Below are 24,792 nucleotides of genomic sequence, written 5' to 3' on the forward strand. Positions count from 1 at the left end.
TCTCCTGGCTGTCGAGCCGTCAGTCCCGCAGGGTGGCGTAGAAGGTGCGGATATGGTCGGTCTCCCGGTAGCCCTGGGCCTTGTCGGCCAGGGACTCGGCGCGGGGCGTTTCGGCCTGCACCAGGGTGACGTTGCCGACGGCGACTGCCGCCCCGGCGGCGGCGGTGCCGACCCCCAGGGTCTTGAGGAAGCGGCGGCGGTGCGGATTATTGGTCTTGTTCATGGAGTTTTCCTCGTTAATACCGTGGCCGTGAGCTGGCGTGTCAGGGCTCCACGAGCCTGATCGGATCCTGCGCTGCCTCGCCGGCGAGCAGCGCCTCTTCCCTGTCGATAAAGGCTCGGCCGAGTCGGCCGAGCCCGGAATAAAAAACACTTTCTACCCTGGTAAGGTCGGCCAGGCAGATGGCGGCCCAGGGACTCAGATGGGTCATGAAGAAGCGAGCCTCGGCGGGAGAGCCGGATTCGATGAGCAGGGCCATCGTCTCGCACAGCGCCGCGAGATGGTCCTCGGGGTCTCTCACCCGTTCATCGCGTTCAATGCCCAGCGCTTTCAGGTCATGGCGCAACGCCACCAGGGCCTGGTCCATCAGCTCGCCGTTACGATACCAGGAGGCGTAAGGGGTCACGTCGCCCTGGATGACGCCAACGAGGTGGCGGAAATGCTCCTTGGCGAGCGTCTGAGGACGGGAGTGTCGCGCCGCTTCGACCAGTTGGCGCCAGGGAGCTGCCAGCGGGCTGGCGTCATCCTCTACCTCGAGATCGGCCAGCCATGCCAGTAGATCTTCGTCCGGCGGCTCGCGGAGCAGGCGCGCCAGCAAACGGTAGACGTCGGCTCTGAGAGCCTGGAGCTCGTCCAGGTCGGGCGCCGCCTGATGCATGACACTTTCGCTCATCGTTTCATACCTTTTCGCTCATCGGTTCATACCTTCAGTTGCGATTCGGGGTCCCGTGCCATGTCCCGCCAAACATCGCGCACCCGGCAGTCCTCGCACATCTCGATCCGGGAGATCGCTTCGCCGGCGAAATAGGGATGATCGATCAGCTTCGCCTTGATGGTGGCGATGGTGCTGGCCGTGGCGAAGGGCTTGCCGCAGCGAACACAGTCGAAGGCTGCCTCCGCATGACAGACATGCCGCTGGTTGCGCGCGGGATCGGCCAGAAAGCCAGGGAGGAGGGCGATGGCATCCTCGGGGCAGGCGTCTGCGCAGAGGCCACACTGTACGCAGTCGGCTTCTCGGAAGCTGAGCTCCGGGCTCTCTTCACCGGCTGCCAGTGCGGGCGTAGGACAGCTGGCGACACAGGCCATGCAGAGTGTGCAGCGCTGGGTATCAACGACGAGTCCGCCATAGGCGGCATTATGGGGAATGAAGTGTCGCGCACCGTCCGGCCGACCCTGCTCGGCAAGGCGGTCAAGCACAAGGTTGAGCCGGTCCCGCTTGCCTGTGACATCGAGTATGAAATCGTCCACGGGGAGTGGCGGGTGGCCGGGCAGGGCATCCCTGGCTGTCGCGTCGTCGACACCAAGCACCGAAATACGCTCGGCTGGATGCCCTAGCGCGTGAAGCAAGGTCCGTGTCTGGATGAGCTGATCGTCGAGGAAGGCGACCAGACGCTCCGGCATGTCAGGGTGATGCTGCAGGCGAACTTCGGCGGCGCCCCCCGCCAGTGCCGTCAGCCACTGGTCATGACCGGCTGCACCGAGTTCCTCGAGAGGCACATCAAGGACGTGGCCGGCCGGGGATTCATCGGACGGCACGTGTTCGCTCGCCACGAAGCGCACCACCGGCTGGCCGCCGCCCGCTTCGCGATAGGCCGCCAGCCAGGCCAGCAGGGTCTCCTGCTGACGATGGGACTCGGGCATCCGGAACTCGATGGCGCCGGTGGGGCAGGCGCTGCTGCAACTGCCCACGCCGTGACAGCGGTAGGGATCGATCTCGATACGCGACTCGACCCGGCTTCGCTGACTCTGAATCGCATCGGCAGGACAGACGTCCAGACATCGGGTGCAGCCGACGTTGCCGCTGGCCGAATGTGCGCATAGTGCCTGATGGATCTGGAAGTAGCGGGGCTTATCGAACTCGCCGACCAGCGCAGCAAAACCCTCGAGTCTTGAGGGAGTCTCCGGGTCGATCCAACGGGTAGCAACATACCCAGGGGGGGGCAGTTCCAACGCCAGTGACGGGGTCTCACCCAGGTCGAGGATCTGGTCGAAGTGGTCACGGTCGGCAAGGGCGCGGGCCAGGTCGAGCGGACCCTCTTCGCGGTGGAGGGTGACGCGAAAACGCCCCAGGTAGCCTTCCAGGCGAAGGCTCGCGGCCTGCTCGCGTGACAGACGATGATGCGCCAGCCCGGACGTCTCGCTCATCAACGTCTCATCATCGAGATCATTCTCGGCGATGGCCGAGGGGGAGATGGGTTCGTTGAAGAGAAGTGTCAGTGACGCCATTCCCTGCTTCAGCAGCGTTTGGGCGGCGAGACGCACATCACGTTCGTTGCCGAGTATCAGGCCATGGCCCTGGCTGATATACCCGACGCTTGCCGGGGTGAGGTTGAGTGGCCAGGAGGCACGCTGATACGCCGCCTGTCTGGCCTGACGGTTGCCGTTGTCGTCCACGGCAATCGTGTTGATATGCTGATTCATGCCACCTCACGGTCAGTGATATATCGTTATTCTAATGTGATGCTAATTTCTTAGTTTGGTCGAATTTCTGGATCCTGCCAGCTCACCCTGGGTCTAGGTCGTCCTCGAGGCGGGCGTTTCCTGGCGGGCAATGCTCTCGTCCTCGGCTTCCGGTGCCGTGATATCGGTTTCCTCGGCCGTGTCCACGACCGAAGGCTCAATCGATTCACCGGCTTGCACCTCGGGCTCGCCCTCCTCGACTCGGTGGGTCCACTGCCTGAGGCGCTGGGCCATTTCGTTGGCCAGCGGCTTGAGCTGCTGCCGATAATCGTCGTCGTAGTCGTCCAGGCCGTCGCGTATCCCGTAATGGTCGCCCGAGAACATCCGGCGCAGGGCACGACGACGCAGGGCATCGCTGACGCCCTCTTGCAGGAACGCCTTGAAGTCGCTGCCAGAAGGGAGGGTATCGGGATCGGGAAGCGTGGCATCAAGACTGCCCGGCTCGGGTGCTGGAGCGGACGCCTGATCGACCTGGTCATGGCGGGCGACTGGCGGCTCTTCCAGCACCTCTTCATTGGCGTCAACGCCGAGCTTGCGGCGTGACCAGCGGCTCAATCGGCTCATGCGGAGTGCTCCCGAGCCCGGCCGGCTCCCTGGCGCTTCTTCTTGCGGCCCTCATCGGGAGCCTCTCCGTGACGAACGAGATAGGCTTCGATCCAGGCCTGTACGGCGAGCGGCATCTCCACCTCGAGCACCTGCTGCTCGCCGTCAAGCCAGGCGGCGGCGACATCCTGGCTGGCGGTGATCGCCAATGGATCGGGGGTAGCGCTGCTCTCACCACAGTGGACGAACAGACGCGGTGTCCCTGCCTCGAGGTTGAATCGATAAGCGGCGCGTTCGGTCAGGAAGAGCTGAAGAGTGAGTACCCAAGGGCCGGTATCACCGGGCGTCAGGTCGATGATGCGCCACTGGGTTGAGGTGAACCCCTTGACGTGTCGTGATGTGCCCTCGAGGTCGAGGCTCAGGGTGGTCTGACGGCTGGGCGCGGGCATGGGCGGCGTGCTCGGAGAGGAGTTGTTATCGTCTGTTCTTATCCATTAAAGACACTGAGGCCGAGGGATGCCATCATCACTATCAACGCTTTGACGAGGAGCCGTCGATGCACGACATCAGCCTGAGCCAGGCCCGCTTGCCTGCCACCCTGGAGATCGAGGTCTTCGACGAGTTCGGCGAGGCGCGCCTTCAGGCCATCGCCGCAGAGCGCGCTCTTACCCTTTATCTCAACAAGCGCGAGATCGTCACCCTGATGACCCTGGGCGCGGACCCCGAGTCGCTGGTGGTGGGGTACTTGCGCAACCAGGGGCTGATCGCCGTGCGGGACGACCTGTTGGCGGTGCACGTGGACTGGGACGTGGAGGCGGCGGCCGTAATAACGCGTCACGAGCCAGATGATCTGGAGGAGCGGCTCGGGCATCGTACGGTGACCACCGGCTGCGGTCAGGGCACGGTGTTCGGGCGGCTGTTGGACGCCATTCCACGCCAGACCCTGCCCGAGACACCGTTGCGCCAGTCAGTACTCTACGGGATGCTGGAGAATCTGGGCGAGCATAACGAGACCTATCGCAGCGCCGGGGCGGTGCACGGCTGTGCGCTGTGCCACCAAGCCAGGGTGCTGGACTTCGTCGAGGATGTGGGGCGCCACAACGCCGTGGATACCTTGGCGGGACGCCAGTGGCTGGCGGAGGCGGAGTCGGGGCATGCCGATATCTTCTACACCACCGGGCGCCTGACATCGGAGATGGTGCTCAAGGTGGCGCAGATGGGTATCGGGGTGCTGGTGTCGCGCTCCGGGGTAACCCAGAAGGGTGTCGAGCTGGCCAGCCGTTTCGGCGTGATGCTGATTGCGAGAGCCAAGGGACGCCATTTTCAGGCGATCAATGCTGCCCAGCGACTGACGCTGGACGCGGTACCGCCGCGCCGTCCCGGCGATCGCACCGCCGGTGGCCGGCGCTGAGTCAGGCGGCCTCGACCCGAGTGCAGACCGACAGCACCACAGCGCCTTCTTGGCGCATCGAGATTAGAGCATGGCCCATGTCGCTGTCGAAGTAGATGCTGTCGAAGTAGCTGCTGTCACCCTGGTCGAGACGCAGCGGCTCTAAGAGATGCCTGGGCAACAGCTCCCTGGCCAAAGCCTTCTAGGCCGAAGGGGCGGGGGCGTCGCTGAAGGGTTGGCCCAGCAGCGCCTTGAGGTGGGCCTCGACGCAGCGGCCAAGAGACTCGAGGTGGTAACCTCCTTCCAGTACCGAGACCAGGCGATTGTCTGCGTAAAGAGCGGCGATCTCCAGGGCCATGTGGGTGATCCAGTAGAAGTCCTCTTCCTCCAGACTGAGCTCGGCCATATCGTCTTCGCGGTGGGCATCGAACCCCGAGGAGAGCAGCACCAGTTCCGGCTTGAAGCGGTGCAAGGCGGGGAGCCAGTCGTCCTCGATGGCGCGGCGGAAGGCGGCGCTGTCGGTTCCCGCTTCCAGCGGCGTGTTGACCACGTTCTGCCACTCGCTGCGCAGGTAGCGCCAGGGATAAAAGGGATACTGGAAGCTGGTGCACACCAGCACATCGGGGTCATCCTTGAAGATATCGATGGTGCCGTTGCACTGGTGGACGTCGAAATCGAGGATCGCGATGCGCCTTGCGCCATACTTCGCCCGGGCGTGGGCGGCGCCGACTGCTACATTGTTATAGAAGCAGAAGCCCATGGCGTCGGTGGCCTCGGCGTGGTGTCCGGGCGGACGCACGGCACAGAACACGTTATCGGCCTGGTGACGAAAGACCTGATCGACGCCTCGAATGACGGCCCCCGCGGCCACCCGGGCAGCACTGAGGCTATCCGGATTCATCATGGTGTCACTGTCCAGAGTGACAATCCCTTCGCTGGGGATGCACTTGTCCAGGGCGCGCAGATGACGCAGAGGGTGCACCCGGGCCAGTTGCTCCTCGGTGGCTTCGCGGGCCTCGGACTGCATGGTCTGTTGCAGCAGCCCCGAAAGAGAGAGCCGGGCACGAATCGCCTCCAGCCGCAGCGGGCTCTCGGGGTGCTCAGGACCCATGTGATGGAGCATGCAATGGGGATGGGTGATGTAACCGGTGATCATGGGTGCCTCCAGGCTGACTGAGGTCACTTTACTTTGCCTAATCCCTTGCCAGACAGTGTCAATAGGTCGTACACAGTAGACAGCCATTTCAGCCATCAGCTGTCGGGAGAGCCTCTTGAGTACCCGTTTTCTGCGTCACTTCTTCGAACCCAAGACCATCGCCGTCATCGGCGCTTCGGAGAAATCCGATTCTCTGGGCGGGCTTGTGATCCGCAATCTGCAGGAGGCCGGTTTTCCGGGCACCCTCTGGGCCGTCAATCCCAAGGGGTACGATAGCGTCTTCGGTCAGCCTGCCTTCTCGCGCATTGGTCAGCTCCCCGAGGCGCCCGACCTGGCGGTCATCTGTTCACCGGTAGCCACGGTGCCCGGACGCATCGCGAGGCTGGGCAGCATCGGAGTGCGTGCCGCCCTGGTCCTCTCCGGCGGCTCTCACCTGGACGAAGCTCGCGACGGCAAGGCCTCGATCCGCCAACGCATGCTCGATGCCGCCCGCCAGTCGGGAATTCGCGTGCTGGGGCCGGAATGCATGGGTCTCATCGTGCCAGGGCGCAAGCTCAACGCCTCCTACGCCAATCGGCCGATCAAGGCCGGCAAAGTCGCCTATCTGGGCCAGTCCGGCATGCTCGGCACGGCGATGATCGACTGGGCGGCGGGGCGCGGGGTGGGCTTCTCGCACCTGATCACGCTCGGCGACAGCGTCGACGTTATGCTTCCCGACCTGCTTGACTATATCAATCAGTTTTCGCCCACCCAGGCGATCCTGCTCCACCTGGAAAAGATCTTCGACGCCCAGCACTTCATGACCGCGCTGCGCGACGCTTCGCGCAACCGCCTGGTGCTGGCCATCAAGAGTGGGCGAACGCCCCAGTCGGATCTTACGGGCCTGCCGCCAACGCCGGGAATTGCCAACCGCGACCAGATCTTCGACGCGGCATTTTCACGGGCGGGGGTGGTGCGGGTCCACGACTCCGATGATCTGTTCGATGCGCTGATGACTCTGTCGCTCATGAAACCGCTGCGGGGAGACCGCCTGGCCATTGTCTCCAACGGCTTGGGGCCGGCCATGCTGGCCATCGACAAGCTGATCCATGCCGGCGGCAAGCTGGCCGAGTTCACCGAGGAGACGCGGAAGGCGCTCCATCGCGGCGACTTCGACATGAGCAAACCCGGGGAGAACCCGGTAGACATGGGCGGCAATGCCACTCCGGAAAAATTCGTGGAGGTCATCGAGATCATCGCCGCCGATCCCGGCGTCGACGCCGTGCTCGTGGTGCACGCGCCGACTCGCATGGCGCCCTCCAAGACCACCGCCCAGGCGGTGGTGGCCAACCGCAAGCGCTTCCGCCGCAATTTGTTGACCAGTTTCATGGGGCTGGAGGAGGCGCTTTCTGCTCGTCACGAATGCAGCCTGGCGGCGATACCCACCTATGTGTCACCCGAGAAAGCCATCAACGCCTTTATGCACATGGTCGACTACCAGCGGGTACAGGCGCTGCTTCAGGAAACCCCACCGAGCTTGCCGTTCACGACAACGCCGGATATCCGTGCTCGCTGCCGCACCCTGATCAAGGAGGCCAAGGCCGAGGGCCGCGAATCGCTATCCCACTCGGAGACCGCCCAGGTGCTTCAGGCCTACGGTATTCCAGTGGCAGAGAGCCGCTATGTGACAACCCCCGAGGAGGGCGCCGCCGCGGCGGCAGCGTTCGATGGCGCTATCGCGCTGAAGGTGGTGCATGAGGGAAATTGCCGTCCGTTCCGCTATCGAAAGCATCCCCATCGAGTCTCGGCGGGACTCCTGCAGGATCTCAAGACGCCCGACCAGGTGGCAGAAGGGGTCACACTGCTCGGTGAACAGGTGAGCGAAAAGTATCCCGCCTTCAAGGTCCGTGAGTACTGCCTGCAGCCCATGCAGCGCGGAAAGCATTCGCTGCAGACGTGTGCCGGGATCACTCGAGATCCGGTGTTCGGCCCGGTGATCGTGTTTGGCATCGGCGGCTACAAGGTCAATATCCTGGCTGACCGCCAGGTGGCACTGCCGCCGCTCAACATGACGCTGGCCGAGGACATGGTGGACCGCACCCATGTGGCGCGATTGATTCATGAGCACTCCAGCGACCCCGATCGTGACATCGAACGGCTCTGCCAGCTGCTGGTGAAGCTGTCGCAGATGGCCAGCGATCTGCTTGAGCTACGCGGTATAGAGATCAATCCGCTGCTGCTCAACCGCGACGACATGGTGGCGGTGGATTTTGCCATGGACCTTGGCACGCCGGCACGCTTCGCCATCATGCCTTACCCGGAAGAGCTGCGTGAGTGGGTGACCCTGAAAAACGGCTGGGAGGTGGAAGTGCGTCCGATTCGGGCCGAGGATGCACCGCTGCTGACCAATTTCCACCGTCAACTGTCCGAGGAGAGCATTCGCTTTCGCTACTTCCACAACAAGGCCGATCTGACTCAACGGGACCTGTCGACGCTGTCGCAGATCAACTACGACCGCCAGATGGCCTTCATCGCCGAACACCTTCACGACGACGGCACCAAGGAAATGCTTGGCGTTGCTCGAGTCTGGAACGATCCTGACAATATCCGAACGGAGTTCTCGGTGATCATTCGCGATGATCTCACGGGGCTTGGTCTCGGAAGCATGCTGATGCACAAGTTGATCGACTACTGCCGCAGCGTCGGCACCCTGGAGATGATCGGAAAGATCATGATCGACAACCATCCGATGCGTGCCTTGATGAAGCATCTCGGCTTCAAGCAGCGCTACAACATGGAGGAGCAGGTGGTGGATGCTGTACTCCGGCTCAATGAGCCCGAGAGCGAGTGGCAGCGGCATCGTCTGGAGAGCATGCCGGACTGAGCAGATTGCAAGTGCCATAGCGCCCCTTCAACGTCTGACCCCCGCCGCAGCGGGGGTCAGACGTGTCAGAGCGCTGACTCGGGTCAGGCGACCATGCCGATCAAGGCGCCATGCGGAAGTGCTGCCACTGGCCGTCGCGAGATTCGTAACGGATCCGGTCGTGGAGACGGCTGGGCTGTCCCTGCCAGAACTCGATCATGGTGGGAACGACACGGTAGCCGCCCCAGTGCACCGGTCGGGGAATCTCCTGACCCTCGTAGGCCTGTTCGAAACGGCTCTGACGCTCCTCTATCCAGTCACGGCCGGGAATTACGACGCTCTGGGTAGCGATCCAGGCCCCCAGTTGGCTGGCTCGCGGACGGCTGGCAAAGTAAGCGTTGGACTCGTCAGTACTGACCTGCTCGACGCTTCCTTCGATGCGCACCTGACGCGCCAGTGACGGCCACCAGAAGACCAGGGCGGCATAGGGAACATTGGTCAGCTCACTGCCCTTGTGGCTGTGATAGTTGGTGTAGAAAACCAGGCCCTGTTCGTCGACCCCTTTCAGCAGGACGACGCGCGCATGAGGCAGCCCCTGACTGTCCACGGTAGCCAGGGTCATGGCGTTACCATCATCTCCCTCGCTCTCCAGGGCCAGGGTCAACCACTCATCGAACAGCTCCATGGGGTTGTCGGTGGACTGAGACTCGTCGAGTTGCCCACCCTCGTAGTCGCGGCGGATATCGGCGATGTTGCGTGTCATGGAAATCTCCTCGAAGTTTATAGCATGGTCGCCTCTCCGCGCCGGCAGCTCAACACTCCTTTATCAGTACCAGCGGGATTTGTGACCTTAAGCAGTTGTCGGTTGACTTTCGCGGCGACTTCCTCATCGACACCATGGCGATGAAGGCAGCGATGGCGCCAATCGTGGAGAGAAAGGCGTTGGACGATGACAAGAGGTACACTCCACAGGCGTTCGCCAGAGGCCATGGGCAGTTGCCGAGGGATGCCGCCTGAAGAATTAACCGGGGCCAAGTCATCCGACGCGACGGCCCCTATGAAGACGATGATACAACTGCAACATGCAAGGAGGCGAGATGAGACGACGCAACGTCTGGGATATCCCGGTTCGGCTCTTTCACTGGGGCCTGGTTGGGGCGGTTGGACTGTCTTTCTACACCATGAAGACCGACGGTGCGCCCTTCATTTTCCCTGTCGATATCCACGCAAGGACCGGCTACGTGCTGCTGGGTCTGCTGCTGTTTCGGTGGTTGTGGGGCCTGGTAGGCAGCCAACACGCCCGCTTCAGAAGTTTTCTCTATTCGCCGGCCAGCATGTTCGACTACGCCAGGCGGATGCTGCGCGGTCACCCCCCCGTTTTTGCTGGCCACAATCCGCTGGGCGGTATCATGGTGGTAGTGATGCTGCTGTCGCTCACCTTTCAGGCCGTCAGCGGTCTCTTCTTGACCGACGACATCTTCTTCAGTGCTCCCCTGCATGACCTGGTGGATCGAAGTACGGCCAGCACCCTGGCTGGGCTGCACCACCTTAATGCCAACTTCCTGGTGCTGCTGATCGCCGGACACCTGCTGGCTCTGGTGGTGCATCGACTGAAAGGCGAACGTTTGGTCGGCGCCATGGTTACCGGCCGCAAGGCGCTGGCTGGGGAGCCCGAAGACGAACCGATCACTGAAGGCCAGGTCCGACGCATTGCGAGTACCTGGCTTGCAGTGCTGGTGATCGTTGTTGCGGCGCTGCCCGTGCTGTGGCTATGGAACGCGTGAACGGCGCCAACCAACAACAGGAAGGCGGCCGAGTGGCCGCGTTCCTTTTCGGCGCCGACCGGCGTTGCCTTAGTCAGCGCGGTAGTCGTCGTGGCACCCCTTGCAGCTGTTGGCCACGGCGCCGACCTGGCGACGCAGAACGTTGAACTTTTCGCCGTCGTTCACCATCTGCGCCAGCGTGGCGGCTTCCTGCTGGAAGGTCTCCTGACTCTCCCTGAAACCATCCCATTCATCGCCGATCTTTGCCAGAGCATCGGTCTCAGTAACATGGTCGTCGCCCTGAAGGGTGCCTTCCATGAACCCTTCCCAGGGCAGGTTGGCGGCTGCGGCTAGATTGGCGGCTCGAGTGGCAAAGTGCTCTTCATCGTAGTCAATGTCACCCTGGGCCATGTCGCCCATGGGCCCCAGCTGCCAGGCCAGTATGCGAAGGGCCGACTGGCGATACTCGATGGCATCTTCGGGATCGACGGCCTGGGCCGTGAGGGGAAGGATCAACGCGGCGGACAGCCCTAGTGTCAGCAGGGAACGCAGGGTCACGGTCATCACGAACTCCTTTCGTTAGCTTATTGATCGCAAGACTTGATGCAGGGATAGCTCAAGCCATCTCAAGCCTAGCACGCCATCCGGTCAGCTGCCGTTGGCCTGGGCGTGAAGTTGGCGGCTACGAAAACGAGAGTAGAAGGTACAGCCGCCGAACAGGGCCAATGCCGTCAGGGCAATCAGCCAGCCCAGCCAGCCGAGGCCGGGCAGGATCGCCACGTTCACCCCAATCATGAAGTAGAGCAGGCTGACAAAGGCCAGCCAGGCGTGCCCTCTCGGTCGTTTTCCCAGCAGCGACGGGAGAAACAGCAACAGTGGCAGCAAAAAGGCGAGCATTGGCCGCAGGTTACCGCCATCTCGGGCCAACAGCAGACCCCAGGTTGCCAGGGCCAGGATCAAAATGCCGTAGCTGACCAACACCCATCGCCGCGACCGTGTGGTCAGGTGATCCACCCCTTTTTCGGCCTCCAGGGATTCGAGCCAGCGTCTCATGAGCGATCTCCCCGGGGCATCGCCGAGAGCGCCAGGGCGAGTCTGGCCAACCGACGGCCCTGGGCCTGAGTGAGGAGGCGTTCATGCTCATCAAGCGGGCGGTCGCTGCGCTTGCCGGCCAGGTGGGTGGCCCCGTAGGGAGTACCACCGCTTGAGGTCTCCATCAGTTCGATTTCGCTGTAGGGCAGACCCGCATAGACCATGCCGTGGTGCAGCAGGGGCACCAACATGGTCAGCAGGGTGCTCTCCTGCCCGCCGTGCAGGCTGGAGGTGGACGTGAAGGCCGTGGCGGGCTTGTCGATCAGCGCCCCGCCGAGCCACAGTTCACTGGTGCCGTCCAGGAAGTGCTTGAGCGGTGCGGCCATGTTGCCGAAGCGAGTGGGGCTGCCGATGGCCAACCCTGCACAGTGGCGCAGGTCGTCCAGGGAGGCGTAAATGGCGCCCTCGTCGGGAATCTCAGGATCCACCGCCTCGCAGGTGGGAGAGACGGGGGGAACGGTTCGCAGGCGCGCCTCGATGCCACGCAGGGATTCAACGCCGGCCGCAAGCCGTTCAGCCATGGCGCGGGTGGCGCCCTGGCGTGAGTAGTAGAGGATTAGCACGTAGGGCAGAGAAGCGCTCATTGGGGCTCCTGGGGCAGGGAGGAGTGGAAAGAGGGTATTCGAACAGGGCAAGAACCCGACCGGACACGAAGAGGCGCAAACGGCGATAAACATTGATGGCGCTCATCAGCACTCCTGTTCAACGGCGGTTGGCTTCAGACCGAACTGTCGGCTTGTGGGGGCTATTGTAGAAGGGCGCGCGGTCCGCTCACAACCGAGCTCCCTCGAGGGCTTCCTCCGGCAGGCGCCGATAGACCCAGGCCGCGCTGCCGTCGGCAAGCGTGAGGCGTACCCTTTCATAGCGAATGCCCAGCCGTTCGTAGCGATCGAGCCGGGCCAGTTCCTCGGCGCTGACGGTGATTACCTCGCCGATCACGCGTTCGCCCGGGGCATCCTCCAGGTCGAGAGCGGTTCGTCGAAAGTCTTCCAGCGTTGCCGCACGAGATTCGCCGGCGCGGCCGGTGACCACCCAGCGCACCAGCCCCGAGCGCAGGGTACCGTAGACAAAGACCTCGTGAGGCCCTGCTTCGATAGGTGCCAGATGGTCGGGTCGATCATAGGTGAAAGGGCTGAGCATGGTAAGCCACAGCCAACCGGCCACGGCAAGCGGCAGGCCCAGCAGGGCGGCGAACAACAGGTGAAGGCGTCGCATGGGGCTCCTTCCGGCATGGGGGAGTCCCATCCTGCCACGCCAGGGGGCCCTTGTCCGGCCTCGGCGTTCGACGACTTAAGCCAGGGCGAACCCTCTGCTAGGATAAGCATTCACCCGACGATCGTGAGGTGCCCCATGACCCGGCAGGCGTGCTACGACCTCGATTTCCAGGCTCTCATGGGGGATGTGCGTCCGCTCCCCCGGACCGGCAATCGAGCCGATCCCGGCCACAGCCGGCGTTCACCCAGCGAGGCGCAGCTGGCCCGCCGCGAGAGTGCCGCCGCGCAACTAGAAGGCCACGGTTTTCTTTCCGACGACTTCGTTGACCTGGTGCCGCCCTTTGATCCCCTAGAGTTTCGTCGAGACGGTATCCAACAGGCGGTGGTGGACCGTCTGCGCCACGGCGGCTATGCGGATCAGGCGCGGCTTCACCTGCTGCGCCGCCCGCTGGAGGAGTGTCGTCGGGCGCTGCCGCCCTTCATCCATGAAGCCTTCGCTCACGACCTGCGCTCTGTGCTGATCATCCACGGTCGCGGCCAGGCCATCGATCGTCCGCCCAATGTGCTGCGCTCCTACCTGGCCAAGTGGCTGACCCAGTTTCCCGAGGTGCAGGCCTTCGTTTCGGCCCAACCCTCCGATGGCGGCCTCGGCGCCACCTGGGTGATGCTGCGCAAGAGCGAACGGGCGAAGTCCGCCAACCGTGAGAGGCAGCAGAAACGGCGGGGATAGGGGGCCTGGAAAGAGGAGCGGAAATCGCTCAGTCACGCAGGCGCAGGCGTCCTTCAGCGGCCCCGAAGATTGTCGGGGCCGCCCAGAGGATACGCCGGTCGGCTTCAGGCCTGGTCGTTCTCGCGCAGGCGGCGCTCGAAGAGTGCCTCCGACTGGTCCACCGCCGGTTGATAGCTGACGCTGAATGCGCCCAGCGCCCGCAGGGCATCCTCCAGGTGCTGGTCCTCGCGCAGCGCCAGGGCATCGAAGCCGCAGCGGGTCATGTAGTAGAGCTGGTCGACCAGAACGTCGCCGATCGCCCGAATCTCACCGCGGTAGGCGTGCCGTTCGCGCAGCAAGCGAGCGAGGGTATAGCCACGACCATCGGTGAAGGCCGGAAAGTCGATAGCCACCAGCGGTGCCCGTGACAGTTCAGCGGCCAGGGGGGCGTCGATTTCGGTGTCGCTGGTCAGCCAGGGGGCGAGGCCGGGCTCTTCGCCATGCTCGCGCCACAGCGCCAGGGGCACGATCACGGGGCGGCGACTCGGCAGTCCCTCTTCCACGCGCGACAGCGCCCACTCGTCCTGTTCCGGCTGGCCCAGCTTGATCAGGGTGCGTGTCGGTTCCAGATGGCGATCAGGCATAGACCCGCTCCTTGAAGGACTTGTGGCCGATTCGGCGATAGGTGTCGAGGAAGTGTTCATCGTCATGACGCTGCTCGACATACACCTTTAGGATCTTGTCGATCACCTCGGGAACATCTTCGCGGAAGAAGGAGGGACCGAGGATCTTGCCCAGGGAGGCATCGTCGGTGGCGTTGCCGCCCAGCGAGATCTGATAGTACTCCTCGCCCTTCTTGTCGACGCCGAGGATGCCGATGTGGCCCACATGGTGGTGGCCGCAGGCGTTCATGCAGCCAGAAATATTGAGATCCAGAGGCCCCAGGTCGTAGAGGAAGTCGAGATCCTCGAAACGCTCCTGAAGTGCCTGGGCAATGGGGATCGACACAGCATTGGCCAGGCCGCAGAAGTCTCCCCCGGGGCAACAGATGATGTCGTTGAGGGTACCTACGGTGGGGTTGGCCATGCCATGTTCATCGAGCGCCTTCCACAGGTCCTCCAACTCATCTACCGCCACGTCGGAGAGCACCAGATTCTGTTCGTGGGTCACCCGGGTCTCGCCGAAGCTGTACCGTTCGGCCAGATCGGCGACGGCGTCAAGCTGATCGGCGGTGACGTCGCCCGGAGCGTGCTCGCGGCGCTTGAGCGACAGGGTCACGGCCTTGTAGCCCGGCACCTTGTGATCGGTGACGTTGTTGGTGACAAAGCGTGCGAAGGCCCGATTATCGCCGCGCAGGCGCTCGAACTCGGCGATGGCGGCCTCGCTCACCGGTCGGCGCTGCGGCTCCTCGAAGTGGGCTCCGGCGGCCTCCACGGTGGCCCGGGTGAGGGTCTGAGGCCCATCCTTGAGGTGGACCCACTCTTCCTCGACGCGGCGGGCAAACTCCTCCACACCCAGCGCCTTGACCAAGATCTTGATGCGCGCCTTGAACTTGTTGTCGCGGCGGCCGAACTGATTATAGACCCGGACTATCGCTTCGAGGTAGGTGAGGAGGTGCTGCCAGGGCAGGTCCCCGCGGACGACTTCCCCAATCATCGGCGTGCGGCCCAGACCGCCGCCGGCCAGAACCTTGACCCGCACGTCGCCACTGGCGTCGTGCCACAGGCGTAGCCCGATGTCGTGGACCTGAATGGCGGCGCGGTCGGCGGCGGCTCCGGTCACGGCGATCTTGAACTTGCGCGGCAGGAAGGCAAATTCAGGATGCAGGGTCGACCACTGACGGATCAGTTCACACCAGGGACGCGGGTCTTCCACCTCGTCGGCGGCGATGCCCGCGAACTGGTCGCTGGTGGTGTTGCGGATGCAGTTGCCACTGGTCTGGATGGCATGCATCTGCACCTCGGCGAGTTCTCCGAGGATATCGGGAACGTCCTCCAGTGCCGGCCAGTTGAGCTGCAGGTTCTGGCGCGTGGTGAAGTGGCCGTAACCGCGGTCATAGCGGCGGGTGATCGACGCCAGGCGTCTGAGCTGAGTGCTTGATAGCATGCCGTAGGGAATGGCGATGCGCAGCATGGGCGCATATTTCTGGATATAGAGACCATTCTGCAGACGCAGCGGACGGAATTCTTCCTCTCCGAGTCGGCCGTCCTGATAGCGATCCATCTGATCGCGGAACTGGGCGACGCGCTCATCCACAAGCGTCTGGTCGTAGCTATCGTAGCGGTACATTCAGCCGTTCCTGCTGCAGTGAAGGGTGGCAGTGCCTGTAGGGGCACCATACGCGGCCGGCTTTATTCTTGGAAAGAATAAATACTTATAGTTTTTATGTAAAAAGTAATTACCCATCTGATGGAGGCGGCGAGTCATACCTGGATACGCAGCCAACGGCGTCGCTGCCAGATAATGGCGAACCAGGCGGAGTTGAGACAGCGATAACCAAGCTGCGCCCACCAGATCCCGAGCAGGCCTTGCTCCAGGCTCACCCCGATCCACCAGGCCAGCGGCAGGAACACCAGCCACTGCAGGCTCAGGGTCGTGGTCATCACGATGCGATTGGCGCCTGCGCCGAGCAGTGCCTGGGCCAGCACCAGGGCGGCGGCATCCATCACGATCATCAGCGCGGTGAGCTGCAGTGGCACCCGGCCCAGGTTGATCAGCGCGGGGTCGTGAAGGAACAGCCCGAGCACCGCCTCGGGAAAGAGCACAATGGGCAGCGCCAAACTGGTCAGGCAAAGCCAGGCCAGGTGAACCACTTCCCAGCCCCAGCGGTGGGCATCGCCGTGGGCCTCACGGCCCAGCGCCTGACCCACCAGGCTCATGGCGGCCATGCCCAGCCCCACGCCCGGCAGAATCAGCAGCAGCGAGAGGTTGACCAGTACGTGGCCCACGGCGACGCTCGAGGTGTCGATCTGGCCCAGGATCCAGAACAGCACGGCGTAGCCGGCGGCGAACCACAGCTGCTGGAAGGAGTGAGGCGCTGCCAGACGAAGGGTGGTCGCGAAAGTAAGTCGCCCCGGGAAGCTGCCGAGAAAGCCGCTGCCAGCGGCATGACGAGCGCTCAGCACCACCCAGATAACAAGGCCGGCAAATAGCGACAGGCTGGTGCCGGCGCCGGCACCGGCCGCTCCCATGGTGGGCAAACCCAGGTAGCCGAAGATCAGCGCCAGGCTGGTTGCCACGTTGATGACGTGCATCATCAGGATGATGCGCAGGTAGATACCAGTCTGCTGGATGCCGTTCCAGAAGCCCCGGAAACAGAAGATCATCGCTACGGCAACGAGGGACAGCACCCGCCAGCGGAAGTACTCCACGGCTACCGTGTTCACCGCGGGATCCTGGTTGATCAGCGCCAGCAGACGCGGCGCCTGCCACAGGCAAAGCACCGTGATAGGAAGTGACAAGATGACGGCGATCACCAGGCCCGCATTCAGTGGTATGGCGCGACTTTCCCAGGCTTCCTCGCCGTGGCGACGGGCGGTCTGGGCTTGCACCCCGGAAGAGAGCCCGAACACCAGAGAGGTGATCAGGAACATCGCATAGCCGCCGATGCCGACGCCGGCCAGCGGCACCTCGCCCAGCGACCCCACCATGGCGGCATCGATCAGATTGATCAGGCTCTGGGAGAGCATGCCGGCGATGATCGGCAGGGCGAGACGCAGGATCGTCTGGCGTCGAGTGGGCTCGGGCAACAGCATGAGGTTCCGTCGGGTCGGGGCCCGCCTGGCGGGCCCTCTAGCGGCTGGCGAGGCCGATCAGGCCGGGTCGTAGGAGAGCACCGGCGAGAGCCAGCGCTCCATCTCCTTCAGCGTCATGCCCTTGCGCTCTGCCAGCGCTTCGACCTGATCCCGGGTGATCTTGCCGGTGGAGAAGTACTTCGACTGCGGATGCGAGAAGTACCATCCGGCCACCGCCGCCGCCGGCCACATGGCGAAGCTCTCGGTGAGGGTCAGGCCGCTGTTGGCTTCGGCGTCTAGCAGGCGGAACAGGGTGGCCTTCTCGGTATGGTCCGGGCAGGCCGGGTAGCCGGGAGCAGGCCGGATGCCCTGATATTTCTCGGCGATCAGCGCGTCATTGTCCAGCGATTCCTCTGGCACATAGCCCCAGGACTCCTTGCGTATCCGCTCGTGCATGCGTTCGGCGAAGGCCTCGGCGAGGCGATCGGTCAGGGCCTGAACGAGAATAGCGTTATAGTCGTCGCCGGCGGCCTTGTAGTGCTCGGCCAGTTCCTCGACGCCGTGGCCCGCGGTGACCGCAAAGCCGCCGATCCAGTCGGGCTTGCCGCTCTCCTTGGGCGCGATGAAATCGGCCAGGCTGTAGCAGACCCCGTCGCGATTCTTCGTCGACTGCTGACGAATGTGGTGCAGTCGTTCAACCACTTCCTGTCGTGATTCGTCGGCATAGACCTCGATGACGTCGTCGTCGACGCTGTTGGCCGGCCACAGGCCGATCACACCGCGCGCCTGCACCCGCTTCTCGACGATCAGCTTGCGCAGCATCGCCTGGGCATCATCGAACAGGTGGCGTGCCGCTTCGCCGACCACTTTGTCATCGAGGATCTTCGGATACTTGCCCGCCAGCTGCCAGCTCATGAAGAAGGGTGTCCAGTCGATACGCTCCACCAGCTCGGCGAGGTCGTAGTCCTCGAACACCTGGAGGCCGGTAAAGGCCGGCCGCGGCGGGGTATAACTCGTCCAATCGATGACGAACTTGCGCGCGCGGGCCTCGGCATAAGTGAGATCGGCGGCCTTGGGGCGACGCTTGGCGTTACGCTCTCTGACCTGCTCGTACTCGCCGCGAATCTCCGCCACATAGGCCTCCTTGAGACCGGGTGAGAGCAGTTTGCCGGCCACGCCCACGGCACGGGACGCATCGGTGACATAGATCACCGGATGTTCGTAACCGGGCTCGATCTTTACCGCGGTATGCGCCTTGGAGGTGGTGGCACCGCCGATCAGCAGCGGCAGATGAAAGCCCTGACGCTGCATCTCCTTGGCCACGTGAACCATTTCGTCAAGTGACGGGGTGATCAGGCCGGAGAGGCCGATGATGTCGGCGTTGACCTCGCGGGCGGTCTGCAGAATCTTCTCGGCCGGTACCATCACGCCGAGATCGATCACCTCGTAGTTGTTGCACTGCAGGACCACCCCGACGATGTTCTTGCCGATATCGTGAACGTCGCCCTTCACCGTGGCCATGACGATCTTGCCCTTGGCCTGCTGATCTTCTGACGCGAGCTCGCTCTTCTCCGCTTCGATATAGGGAATCAGGTAGGCCACTGCCTGCTTCATGACCCGGGCCGACTTGACCACCTGAGGCAGGAACATCTTGCCGGCGCCGAACAGATCGCCCACTACGTTCATGCCGTCCATCAGCGGTCCTTCGATCACCTCGATGGGACGGGTCGCAGCGGCGCGCGCCGCCTCGGTGTCCTCCTCGATATAGACCGTCACCCCCTTGACCAGGGCATGCTGGATGCGCTTGTTGACCGGCCAGGAGCGCCATTCGAGGTCCTCCTTCTTGGCCGGCCCCGAGCCATCGCCCTTGTACTTGTCGGCGAGGTCCACCAGCCGCTCGGTACTGTCGCTGCGGCGATTGAGCACCACATCCTCGACCGCCTCTCGCAGCTCCTCCGGCAGGTCGTCGTAGACCGCCAGCTGGCCGGCGTTGACGATGCCCATGCTCAGGCCCGCGCGGATCGCGTGGTAGAGAAATACCGAATGGATCGCTTCGCGCACCGGGTTGTTGCCGCGGAAGGAAAAGGAGACGTTGGACACGCCCCCCGAGACCAGTGCGTAGGGAAGATGCTCACGGATCCAGCGTGTGGCATCGATGAAATCCACCGCGTAGTTGTCGTGCTCCTCGATGCCGGTGGCAATGGCGAAGATATTGGGATCGAAGATGATGTCTTCCGCCGGAAAGCCGATCTCGTCCACCAGCAGCCGGTAGGCTCTCTGGCAGATCTCGGTCTTGCGCGCGAAGGTGTCGGCCTGGCCAGCCTCGTCGAAGGCCATGACCACCACGGCGGCGCCGTGGCGACGGCAGATAGTCGCCTGCTCGCGGAAGGCCTCTTCTCCCTCCTTCATTGAGATCGAGTTGACCACCGCCTTGCCCTGTACGCACTTCAGCCCCGCCTCGATGATCTCCCATTTGGAGGAGTCGATCATGATCGGCACCCGGGCGATATCAGGCTCGCCGGCGATCAGGTTCAGGAAGCGCACCATGGCCTCCTGGGACTCCAGCATGCCTTCATCCATGTTGATGTCGATGACCTGAGCGCCGTTCTCCACCTGCTCAAGCGCCACTTCAAGGGCAGTGGTGTAATCCTCCTCCACGATCAGGCGCTTGAAGCGGGCCGAGCCGGTAACGTTGGTGCGCTCGCCAACGTTGACGAACAGCGAGTCGACCCCCATGTTGAAGGGCTCCAGGCCCGACAGGCGACAGGCTCTCGAAATCTCCGGGACCCGGCGCGGCGCCAATCCCTGAATCGCTCCGTGGATGGCTGCGATGTGTTCCGGTGTGCTGCCGCAGCATCCGCCGATGATGTTGACCAGGCCGCTCTCGGCGAACTCGCCGACGATGGCCGCCATCTCTTCGGGGGTCTGGTCGTATTCGCCGAACTCGTTGGGCAGGCCGGCGTTGGGGTGGGCGGAAACAAAGGTGTCCGCTTTGGTGGACAGCTCCACCACGTAGGGTCGTAGCTCCTCGGCCCCCAGGGCACAGTTGAGGCCGACGCTGAGAGGACGGGCATGACGGACCGAATTCCAGAACGCCTCGGTGGTCTGACCGGAAAGGGTGCGGCCGGAGGCGTCGGTAATGGTGCCGGAGATCATCACCGGGAGCCTTTCACCCCGGTCCTCGAACAGCTCCTCCAGGGCATAGATCGCCGCCTTGGCGTTGAGGGTATCGAAGATGGTCTCGATCAGGATCAGGTCGCTGCCACCCTCGATCAGCGCTTCGGCGGCCTCAAAGTAGTTCTCGCGCAGCGCATCGAAGGTAACGTTGCGTTTTGACGGGTCGTTGACATCCGGTGATAGCGAAGCGGTGCGCGAGGTAGGACCCAGCACCCCGGCCACGTAGCGCGGGACGCCGGTTTCCGCGGCGACGGCGTCACACACCTGGCGGGCCAGGCGTGTAGCCTCGCGGTTGAGCTCGATCACCAGCGCTTCCATGCCGTAGTCGGCCTGGGAAAGGCGGGTGCTGTTGAAGGTATTGGTCTCGACGATATCGGCGCCGGCCTCGAGATACTCGCGGTGAATGCGCGCGACCAGATCGGGGCAGGTAAGCACCAGCAGGTCGTTATTACCCTTGAGGTCCGAGGGCCAGTCGACAAAGCGGTCGCCGCGGAAATCAGCTTCCGACAGCCCGGCATTCTGAAGCATGGTGCCCATGCCCCCATCAAGCATGAGAATCCGTTCATTGAGACTGTCGATCAGGGTAGCGGTCTGGGCGGTGGGAAGGGCGGCCATGGGCAGGTCTTGTCTCCAGCGAAATTCGCATCCAGGGGCAGAGCCGCACGAACGCCTCAAGGCGTTTTCTGTCTGTTGCAGCGGTTCCTGCAATCAGTGGGCGACCATAAATGCGGTCATGTTACCAAAAGGCGCTGTCCAGGGGCAGGTCGTGGCACAAAGACCAACCAATTCACTCGGGATTGTCAGTTCTGGCTCGCTGCCTTACCATGGTGGGTAGACAATCCCTGACGCGCGGCCTGTCGGAGGAGTTTCCCAGGCCGCAGCCCGACCAGCGAGAACGCCATGAGCCAACCCATTCAGATCACCGACAGCGCCCAGGACTACCTCGCCGAGCTGCTTGAGAAGCAGAACGTCGAGGGTATTGCCGTGCGCATCTTTATCACCCAGCCCGGCACGCCCTATGCCGAGACCTGCCTGGCCTACTGCCGGCCGGGTGAAGAGGAGCCTACCGACGAGCATCTCGAGCTGCCCAAGCTCTCGGTCCACCTGGACAAGAACAGCTTGCCGTTTCTCGATGAGGCGGTGGTCGACTTCAACAAGGATCGCATGGGGGGTCAGCTGACCATCAAGGCGCCCAACGCCAAGATGCCCAAGGTGAACGCCGACAGCCCCATGGAGGACCGCATCAACTACATCCTCTACAGCGAGATCAATCCCGGCCTTGCCGCTCACGGTGGAGAGATCAAGCTGGTGCAGCTTACCGAGGAGCAGGTCGCAGTACTGGCCTTCGGAGGCGGCTGCCAGGGCTGTGCGGCGGTGGACCTGACGCTTAAGGACGGCGTCGAGAAAACGCTGATGGAGCGCATTCCAGAGCTGGCCGGCATCCGCGATGTCACCGACCATACGGATACCACCAACGCCTACTACCGATAAGTTCTACCGATAAGTCGATATCACGATGTTTCTGAAGGCTCCGCTGCGGCGGGGCCTTTTTGGTTGTCGTCATCGACGTCACCGCCTTTTTCTTCCGCTTTTTCACGCGCGGGCGGGGTCTGCCACAGGCAGCGGTGGAGCTGCTGCTCCAGATCTCGCAGGCGGCGGGCCTGTTCCTCCAGCAGGTGCTTCTGCTCGTCGATGCGCGCCTGAAGCAGGGCCTGCTCGTGCTGACGGGTGTCGGCCAGGGTTTCCGCCTGGCGACGCGCCCAGTCGACCTCACGGTGGCGCTTCTCTTCTTCGGCCAGCTTCCCTCGCGCCTCAATGAATTGCCGCTCCAGGCGTTCCAGACGCACGCCGGATTGCTTCTCCCGTTCCGCAGCGGATTTTTCAGCAGCCTGACGCTCTTGTCTAGCCTCGTCCAGTAGCCCCATCAGCCGGGCCTCGGCGCTCTCATGGCGCTGCTCTTCCCTGACAAGACGTTCTCGTTGGCGCGCCTCCATGACGTCAACGGCTTGCTGATGGTCGACGGCCTGTTGGGCCATCTCGCCGCGGATGCGTGCCAGCAGTCCCTCCTGTTCGGCGTATCGAGTCTCCAAACGGCGGAACGTCTCGTCGAGCTGCTCTCGCTGCGTCTCGGCGCGGGCCAGGGCCGTGCCACGCGCTTCCAGACGCTGTTCGGTTGACGCCAGGTGAGTCGCCAGGGCGGACTCCCGTTGCTGGGCGTCCTCGGCTAGGCGTCGCGCCTCGGCGACTCGCGCCTCGGCCTCTTCAACGCGGCGATCGGCTTCCTCGCGATAATGGGCCAGCGTCTCGTTGGCACTCTCCTGGGCCTTGTGCCACAGCCCCTCGGCCAACTCCTGAAGAACGCCTGGCATGCCGCGTGGCGGGGGCACATCACGGTTCTCCTCGCGCCGGGTGCGCCATTCCCGAAGGTGGTCGCTGATGGTGGTGAAGCTGCCGGTGCCCAGCACTTCCCGCACCTTCTGCACGCTGGGCGACTCGCCGCGCGCCATCAGGTCATCGATCGCTCGCTGCACGTCCTCGAACTGCACACCGCTGCGCGCCATCACACCTCTCCTTGTCGATACAGGCTCACGAGAGGCTGAGCCCCACGTCGCTGCCCTGAGACGCGCAGCATAGCGCGACAGAAGGCGAAAAGAAAGATTATTACATATTACGTAATATGTAATTTACACTATGATGATGCCTATAAAATCAAGATTACCCGGCTTATCTTGATTTTATAGAACGCGCAGCGCGATACTCCTCGTCAGGAGACCTGCAGAGAGATAAACCAGAGACATCATGGATAAGCCGCAGAAGCACGTGACGCACCAGGCGCTGGAGCCTTTTCCCGTAGAGGGGCTGCCTGTAGAGAGGCTGTCAGTAGAACCGCTGTCAGGAGAGCCGCCGCAGGCCAACAAGGCAGGGCAGGGCAGCCATATCCCTGCCAGCAGCGACGTGGAGGCGGTAGGGCAGTGGCTCGCCGAGTACCGGGCAAGCTTCCAGACCCAGCGTGCCTACCGACGCGAGGCCGAGCGCCTGCTGCTCTGGCTGGCAGAGCAGGACCTGAGCCTGGGCGAGGTGAGGCGCGACCATCTCGACGCCTTCGAGGCTTTCCTGGCCAACCCGCAGCCTCGGGAGCGCTGGATCGGACCGCCCAAGCCTCGTCACGCCGCCGACTGGCGGCCCTTTCGCGGGCCGCTCGCACCCGCTAGCCGTCGCCAGAGCCTGGTCATCCTGCAGGGCATGTTCGCGTGGCTGGTCGAGGCAGGGTGGGTCGCGCACAACCCGTTCAGGCTGATGCGCGACAAACGGCGGCGCCTGGACAACCGCCAGGGCGGCATCGAGCGCTACCTGGAGCGTCCACTCTGGGAGTGGTTCTGGTCCTGGCTGAACCGCGGGCTCGACCGGCCGAGGGAAGAGAAAGCGTCGCCGCGCCAGTGCTTCGAGCAGCATCGCCGTCGGCTGGCGTTTGGCTTCGCCTACCTGCTGGCTCCGCGCATCGGCGAGATGACTGAGGCGCGCATGGGGGATTTCCATCGCCGCGAGGGGCGCTGGTGGTGGCGGGTGACCGGGAAGGGCGACAAGCTGGCGGTGATTCCGGTGCCGCCGGATATGGTTGCGCTGCTGACGGAGTGGCGTCTGGCCCTGGGGCTTGCCACCGAGCCGCTGCCGGACGACGCCACACCTCTATTGCGCGCCCTGGATGGCCGGCGCGGCCTGGGCGATAACCGCCTCTATCGGCTGATCCGAGATACTTTTCGTGAGGCCGCCGATGCGCTGGAGGCGGAACAAGGGGAGGGTGGCTATCTTTGGGCCACGCGCCTGCGGGCCGCTACGCCCCACTGGCTACGACATACGGCGCTGACCCACCAGGCTCAGGCCGGCGTGGAACTGCGCTACCTGGCCGCCACTGCCCGCCATTCGCGCCTGGACACTACCTCCCGATACCTGCATGCCGAGGATGAGGCCTGGCATCGCCAGCAGTCGATACATCGTCTGGCACCCGTAGCGGACGCGCACCGCAGCGAGCCGGTATAATCACAGCACCGACCAGGAAGGAGATCCCATGACGACCGAAGCCACTGCCGAGCAGGCGCAGCAGGCGCTACGCGACGAGTTCGAGATGTTCGACAACTGGATGGACCGCTATCAGTACATCATCGACATGGGCAAGGCGCTGCCGGACTTCCCCGAAGAGTGGAAAAGCCATGAGTTCAAGATCCAGGGCTGCCAGTCCAATGTCTGGATGAACCACCGCTGCGAGGGCGATCGAATTCACTTCGATGCCGTGTCCGACGCGGCCATCGTATCCGGGCTGATCGCCGTGCTGATGCGCATCTATAGCGACCGGACCGCCGACGAGATTCGAGGCACCAGCCCGCATTTTCTGGCGGATCTGGGACTCGACAAGCATCTCTCGCCGACGCGCAGCAATGGCCTGGAGGCCATGCTCAAGCGCATCTACGAGGTAGCCGAGCAGGAAGCCGCCTGA

Annotated in this window: 24 protein-coding genes; 7 read left to right on the forward strand and 17 right to left on the reverse strand. The window is 63.5% G+C overall.

The genetic code is table 11. The features are described from left to right. Positions 1-19 precede the first annotated feature (19 nt). The 5 genes from ACFODV_RS14505 to ACFODV_RS14525 all read right to left on the reverse strand — a co-directional run bounded on the left by ACFODV_RS14505 (position 20) and on the right by ACFODV_RS14525 (position 3,672). Complete coding sequence (locus ACFODV_RS14505; RefSeq protein ID WP_379760665.1) at positions 20-223, reverse strand: twin-arginine translocation signal domain-containing protein; 204 nt, start codon at positions 221-223, stop codon at positions 20-22. Positions 224-263: 40 nt separating this feature from the next. After that, positions 264-893 (reverse strand): TorD/DmsD family molecular chaperone, encoded by a 630-nt coding sequence (locus tag ACFODV_RS14510; protein ID WP_379760667.1) that lies wholly within the window; start codon positions 891-893, stop codon positions 264-266. 26 nt (positions 894-919) lie between these two features. Beyond that, positions 920-2,641 (reverse strand): 4Fe-4S binding protein, encoded by a 1,722-nt coding sequence (locus ACFODV_RS14515; RefSeq protein WP_379760669.1) that lies wholly within the window; start codon positions 2,639-2,641, stop codon positions 920-922. Positions 2,642-2,734: 93 nt separating this feature from the next. Continuing rightward, complete coding sequence (locus ACFODV_RS14520) at positions 2,735-3,244, reverse strand: DUF3306 domain-containing protein (RefSeq protein ID WP_379760671.1); 510 nt, start codon at positions 3,242-3,244, stop codon at positions 2,735-2,737. Beyond that, on the reverse strand, positions 3,241-3,672 hold the full coding sequence (locus tag ACFODV_RS14525) for a DUF3305 domain-containing protein (protein ID WP_379760672.1): 432 nt from the start codon (positions 3,670-3,672) through the stop codon (positions 3,241-3,243). The genes ACFODV_RS14520 and ACFODV_RS14525 overlap by 4 nt, the downstream gene beginning before the upstream one ends. Before the next feature lie 107 nt (positions 3,673-3,779). Here ACFODV_RS14525 and ACFODV_RS14530 point away from each other — a divergent pair, with 107 nt between their 5' ends. Continuing rightward, positions 3,780-4,634 (forward strand): formate dehydrogenase accessory sulfurtransferase FdhD, encoded by an 855-nt coding sequence (locus ACFODV_RS14530; protein ID WP_379760674.1) that lies wholly within the window; start codon positions 3,780-3,782, stop codon positions 4,632-4,634. Between the two features lies 1 nt (position 4,635). On the opposite strand, the gene ACFODV_RS14535 is transcribed toward ACFODV_RS14530, so the two are convergent. Next, entirely contained in the window at positions 4,636-4,794 is a 159-nt protein-coding gene (locus ACFODV_RS14535; RefSeq protein ID WP_379760924.1) for a hypothetical protein, read from the reverse strand. Between the two features lie 21 nt (positions 4,795-4,815). After that, a complete protein-coding gene (locus ACFODV_RS14540; RefSeq protein WP_379760676.1) occupies positions 4,816-5,769 on the reverse strand; it encodes a histone deacetylase family protein in 954 nt (317 codons plus the stop codon). 115 nt (positions 5,770-5,884) lie between these two features. Between ACFODV_RS14540 and ACFODV_RS14545 the strand changes: the two genes are divergently transcribed. Further along, positions 5,885-8,632 carry a bifunctional acetate--CoA ligase family protein/GNAT family N-acetyltransferase gene (locus ACFODV_RS14545; protein WP_379760678.1) on the forward strand — a complete coding sequence of 916 codons (2,748 nt, stop codon included), beginning with the start codon at positions 5,885-5,887 and terminating at the stop codon, positions 8,630-8,632. A 100-nt stretch (positions 8,633-8,732) separates the two neighbouring features. Here ACFODV_RS14545 and pdxH read toward each other — a convergent pair whose 3' ends face one another. Continuing rightward, on the reverse strand, positions 8,733-9,374 hold the full coding sequence (gene pdxH / locus ACFODV_RS14550; protein ID WP_379760680.1) for a pyridoxamine 5'-phosphate oxidase: 642 nt from the start codon (positions 9,372-9,374) through the stop codon (positions 8,733-8,735). A gap of 334 nt (positions 9,375-9,708) precedes the next feature. Between pdxH and ACFODV_RS14555 the strand changes: the two genes are divergently transcribed. After that, positions 9,709-10,395, forward strand: a complete 687-nt coding sequence (locus ACFODV_RS14555) for a cytochrome b/b6 domain-containing protein (protein WP_379760682.1) — start codon at positions 9,709-9,711, stop codon at positions 10,393-10,395. A 69-nt stretch (positions 10,396-10,464) separates the two neighbouring features. Here the strand turns inward: ACFODV_RS14555 and ACFODV_RS14560 are convergent, their stop codons facing one another. The 4 genes from ACFODV_RS14560 to ACFODV_RS14575 form a co-directional block, all read right to left on the reverse strand. Next, positions 10,465-10,938 (reverse strand): c-type cytochrome, encoded by a 474-nt coding sequence (locus tag ACFODV_RS14560; protein ID WP_379760684.1) that lies wholly within the window; start codon positions 10,936-10,938, stop codon positions 10,465-10,467. An 84-nt stretch (positions 10,939-11,022) separates the two neighbouring features. Beyond that, on the reverse strand, positions 11,023-11,427 hold the full coding sequence (locus ACFODV_RS14565) for a DUF2069 domain-containing protein (RefSeq protein WP_379760686.1): 405 nt from the start codon (positions 11,425-11,427) through the stop codon (positions 11,023-11,025). After that, positions 11,424-12,050 (reverse strand): NAD(P)H:quinone oxidoreductase, encoded by a 627-nt coding sequence (wrbA, locus tag ACFODV_RS14570; RefSeq protein ID WP_379760688.1) that lies wholly within the window; start codon positions 12,048-12,050, stop codon positions 11,424-11,426. Before wrbA ends, ACFODV_RS14565 begins: the two co-directional genes overlap by 4 nt. Positions 12,051-12,237: 187 nt before the next feature. Next, positions 12,238-12,681 carry a gamma-glutamylcyclotransferase family protein gene (locus ACFODV_RS14575; RefSeq protein WP_379760690.1) on the reverse strand — a complete coding sequence of 148 codons (444 nt, stop codon included), beginning with the start codon at positions 12,679-12,681 and terminating at the stop codon, positions 12,238-12,240. A 135-nt stretch (positions 12,682-12,816) separates the two neighbouring features. Here ACFODV_RS14575 and smrA point away from each other — a divergent pair, with 135 nt between their 5' ends. Beyond that, positions 12,817-13,410: a DNA endonuclease SmrA gene (gene smrA, locus ACFODV_RS14580; RefSeq protein ID WP_379760692.1), complete on the forward strand. Its 594-nt coding sequence runs from the start codon at positions 12,817-12,819 to the stop codon at positions 13,408-13,410. A 104-nt stretch (positions 13,411-13,514) separates the two neighbouring features. Here the strand turns inward: smrA and ACFODV_RS14585 are convergent, their stop codons facing one another. The 4 genes from ACFODV_RS14585 to metH form a co-directional block, all read right to left on the reverse strand. After that, on the reverse strand, positions 13,515-14,033 hold the full coding sequence (locus ACFODV_RS14585) for a DUF934 domain-containing protein (protein WP_379760694.1): 519 nt from the start codon (positions 14,031-14,033) through the stop codon (positions 13,515-13,517). Next, positions 14,026-15,678 carry a nitrite/sulfite reductase gene (locus tag ACFODV_RS14590; protein ID WP_379760696.1) on the reverse strand — a complete coding sequence of 551 codons (1,653 nt, stop codon included), beginning with the start codon at positions 15,676-15,678 and terminating at the stop codon, positions 14,026-14,028. Before ACFODV_RS14590 ends, ACFODV_RS14585 begins: the two co-directional genes overlap by 8 nt. Before the next feature lie 134 nt (positions 15,679-15,812). After that, positions 15,813-17,144 (reverse strand): MATE family efflux transporter, encoded by a 1,332-nt coding sequence (locus ACFODV_RS14595; RefSeq protein WP_379760698.1) that lies wholly within the window; start codon positions 17,142-17,144, stop codon positions 15,813-15,815. A gap of 57 nt (positions 17,145-17,201) precedes the next feature. Beyond that, entirely contained in the window at positions 17,202-20,915 is a 3,714-nt protein-coding gene (metH, locus tag ACFODV_RS14600) for a methionine synthase (RefSeq protein ID WP_379760700.1), read from the reverse strand. A gap of 285 nt (positions 20,916-21,200) precedes the next feature. On the opposite strand from metH, the gene nfuA reads away from it, so the two are divergent. After that, positions 21,201-21,791, forward strand: a complete 591-nt coding sequence (gene nfuA, locus ACFODV_RS14605) for a Fe-S biogenesis protein NfuA (protein ID WP_379760702.1) — start codon at positions 21,201-21,203, stop codon at positions 21,789-21,791. Positions 21,792-21,811: 20 nt separating this feature from the next. Here nfuA and ACFODV_RS14610 read toward each other — a convergent pair whose 3' ends face one another. After that, on the reverse strand, positions 21,812-22,861 hold the full coding sequence (locus ACFODV_RS14610) for a DNA-binding protein (RefSeq protein ID WP_379760704.1): 1,050 nt from the start codon (positions 22,859-22,861) through the stop codon (positions 21,812-21,814). Positions 22,862-23,099: 238 nt separating this feature from the next. On the opposite strand from ACFODV_RS14610, the gene ACFODV_RS14615 reads away from it, so the two are divergent. Together ACFODV_RS14615 and ACFODV_RS14620 are read left to right on the forward strand one after the other, a co-directional pair. Then, entirely contained in the window at positions 23,100-24,338 is a 1,239-nt protein-coding gene (locus ACFODV_RS14615; RefSeq protein WP_379760706.1) for a tyrosine-type recombinase/integrase, read from the forward strand. A 28-nt stretch (positions 24,339-24,366) separates the two neighbouring features. Next, the gene (locus ACFODV_RS14620; RefSeq protein WP_379760708.1) at positions 24,367-24,792 is read left to right on the forward strand and encodes a SufE family protein; all 426 of its coding nucleotides are present in this window, start codon (positions 24,367-24,369) and stop codon (positions 24,790-24,792) included.

This window comes from Halomonas tibetensis (genome assembly GCF_042643535.1).
Classification (GTDB): Bacteria; Pseudomonadota; Gammaproteobacteria; order Pseudomonadales; family Halomonadaceae; genus Halomonas; species Halomonas tibetensis.

Coding starts and splice junctions, on each gene's coding strand:
- ACFODV_RS14505 (WP_379760665.1), bottom strand. CDS start 223: ATGAACAAGACCAATAATCCGCACCGCCGCCGCTTCCTCAAGACCCTG.
- ACFODV_RS14510 (WP_379760667.1), bottom strand. CDS start 893: ATGAGCGAAAGTGTCATGCATCAGGCGGCGCCCGACCTGGACGAGCTC.
- ACFODV_RS14515 (WP_379760669.1), bottom strand. CDS start 2,641: ATGAATCAGCATATCAACACGATTGCCGTGGACGACAACGGCAACCGT.
- ACFODV_RS14520 (WP_379760671.1), bottom strand. CDS start 3,244: ATGAGCCGATTGAGCCGCTGGTCACGCCGCAAGCTCGGCGTTGACGCC.
- ACFODV_RS14525 (WP_379760672.1), bottom strand. CDS start 3,672: ATGCCCGCGCCCAGCCGTCAGACCACCCTGAGCCTCGACCTCGAGGGC.
- ACFODV_RS14530 (WP_379760674.1), top strand. CDS start 3,780: ATGCACGACATCAGCCTGAGCCAGGCCCGCTTGCCTGCCACCCTGGAG.
- ACFODV_RS14540 (WP_379760676.1), bottom strand. CDS start 5,769: ATGATCACCGGTTACATCACCCATCCCCATTGCATGCTCCATCACATG.
- pdxH (WP_379760680.1), bottom strand. CDS start 9,374: ATGACACGCAACATCGCCGATATCCGCCGCGACTACGAGGGTGGGCAA.
- ACFODV_RS14555 (WP_379760682.1), top strand. CDS start 9,709: ATGAGACGACGCAACGTCTGGGATATCCCGGTTCGGCTCTTTCACTGG.
- ACFODV_RS14560 (WP_379760684.1), bottom strand. CDS start 10,938: ATGACCGTGACCCTGCGTTCCCTGCTGACACTAGGGCTGTCCGCCGCG.
- ACFODV_RS14565 (WP_379760686.1), bottom strand. CDS start 11,427: ATGAGACGCTGGCTCGAATCCCTGGAGGCCGAAAAAGGGGTGGATCAC.
- wrbA (WP_379760688.1), bottom strand. CDS start 12,050: ATGAGCGCTTCTCTGCCCTACGTGCTAATCCTCTACTACTCACGCCAG.
- ACFODV_RS14575 (WP_379760690.1), bottom strand. CDS start 12,681: ATGCGACGCCTTCACCTGTTGTTCGCCGCCCTGCTGGGCCTGCCGCTT.
- smrA (WP_379760692.1), top strand. CDS start 12,817: ATGACCCGGCAGGCGTGCTACGACCTCGATTTCCAGGCTCTCATGGGG.
- ACFODV_RS14585 (WP_379760694.1), bottom strand. CDS start 14,033: ATGCCTGATCGCCATCTGGAACCGACACGCACCCTGATCAAGCTGGGC.
- ACFODV_RS14590 (WP_379760696.1), bottom strand. CDS start 15,678: ATGTACCGCTACGATAGCTACGACCAGACGCTTGTGGATGAGCGCGTC.
- ACFODV_RS14595 (WP_379760698.1), bottom strand. CDS start 17,144: ATGCTGTTGCCCGAGCCCACTCGACGCCAGACGATCCTGCGTCTCGCC.
- metH (WP_379760700.1), bottom strand. CDS start 20,915: ATGGCCGCCCTTCCCACCGCCCAGACCGCTACCCTGATCGACAGTCTC.
- nfuA (WP_379760702.1), top strand. CDS start 21,201: ATGAGCCAACCCATTCAGATCACCGACAGCGCCCAGGACTACCTCGCC.
- ACFODV_RS14610 (WP_379760704.1), bottom strand. CDS start 22,861: ATGGCGCGCAGCGGTGTGCAGTTCGAGGACGTGCAGCGAGCGATCGAT.
- ACFODV_RS14615 (WP_379760706.1), top strand. CDS start 23,100: ATGGATAAGCCGCAGAAGCACGTGACGCACCAGGCGCTGGAGCCTTTT.
- ACFODV_RS14620 (WP_379760708.1), top strand. CDS start 24,367: ATGACGACCGAAGCCACTGCCGAGCAGGCGCAGCAGGCGCTACGCGAC.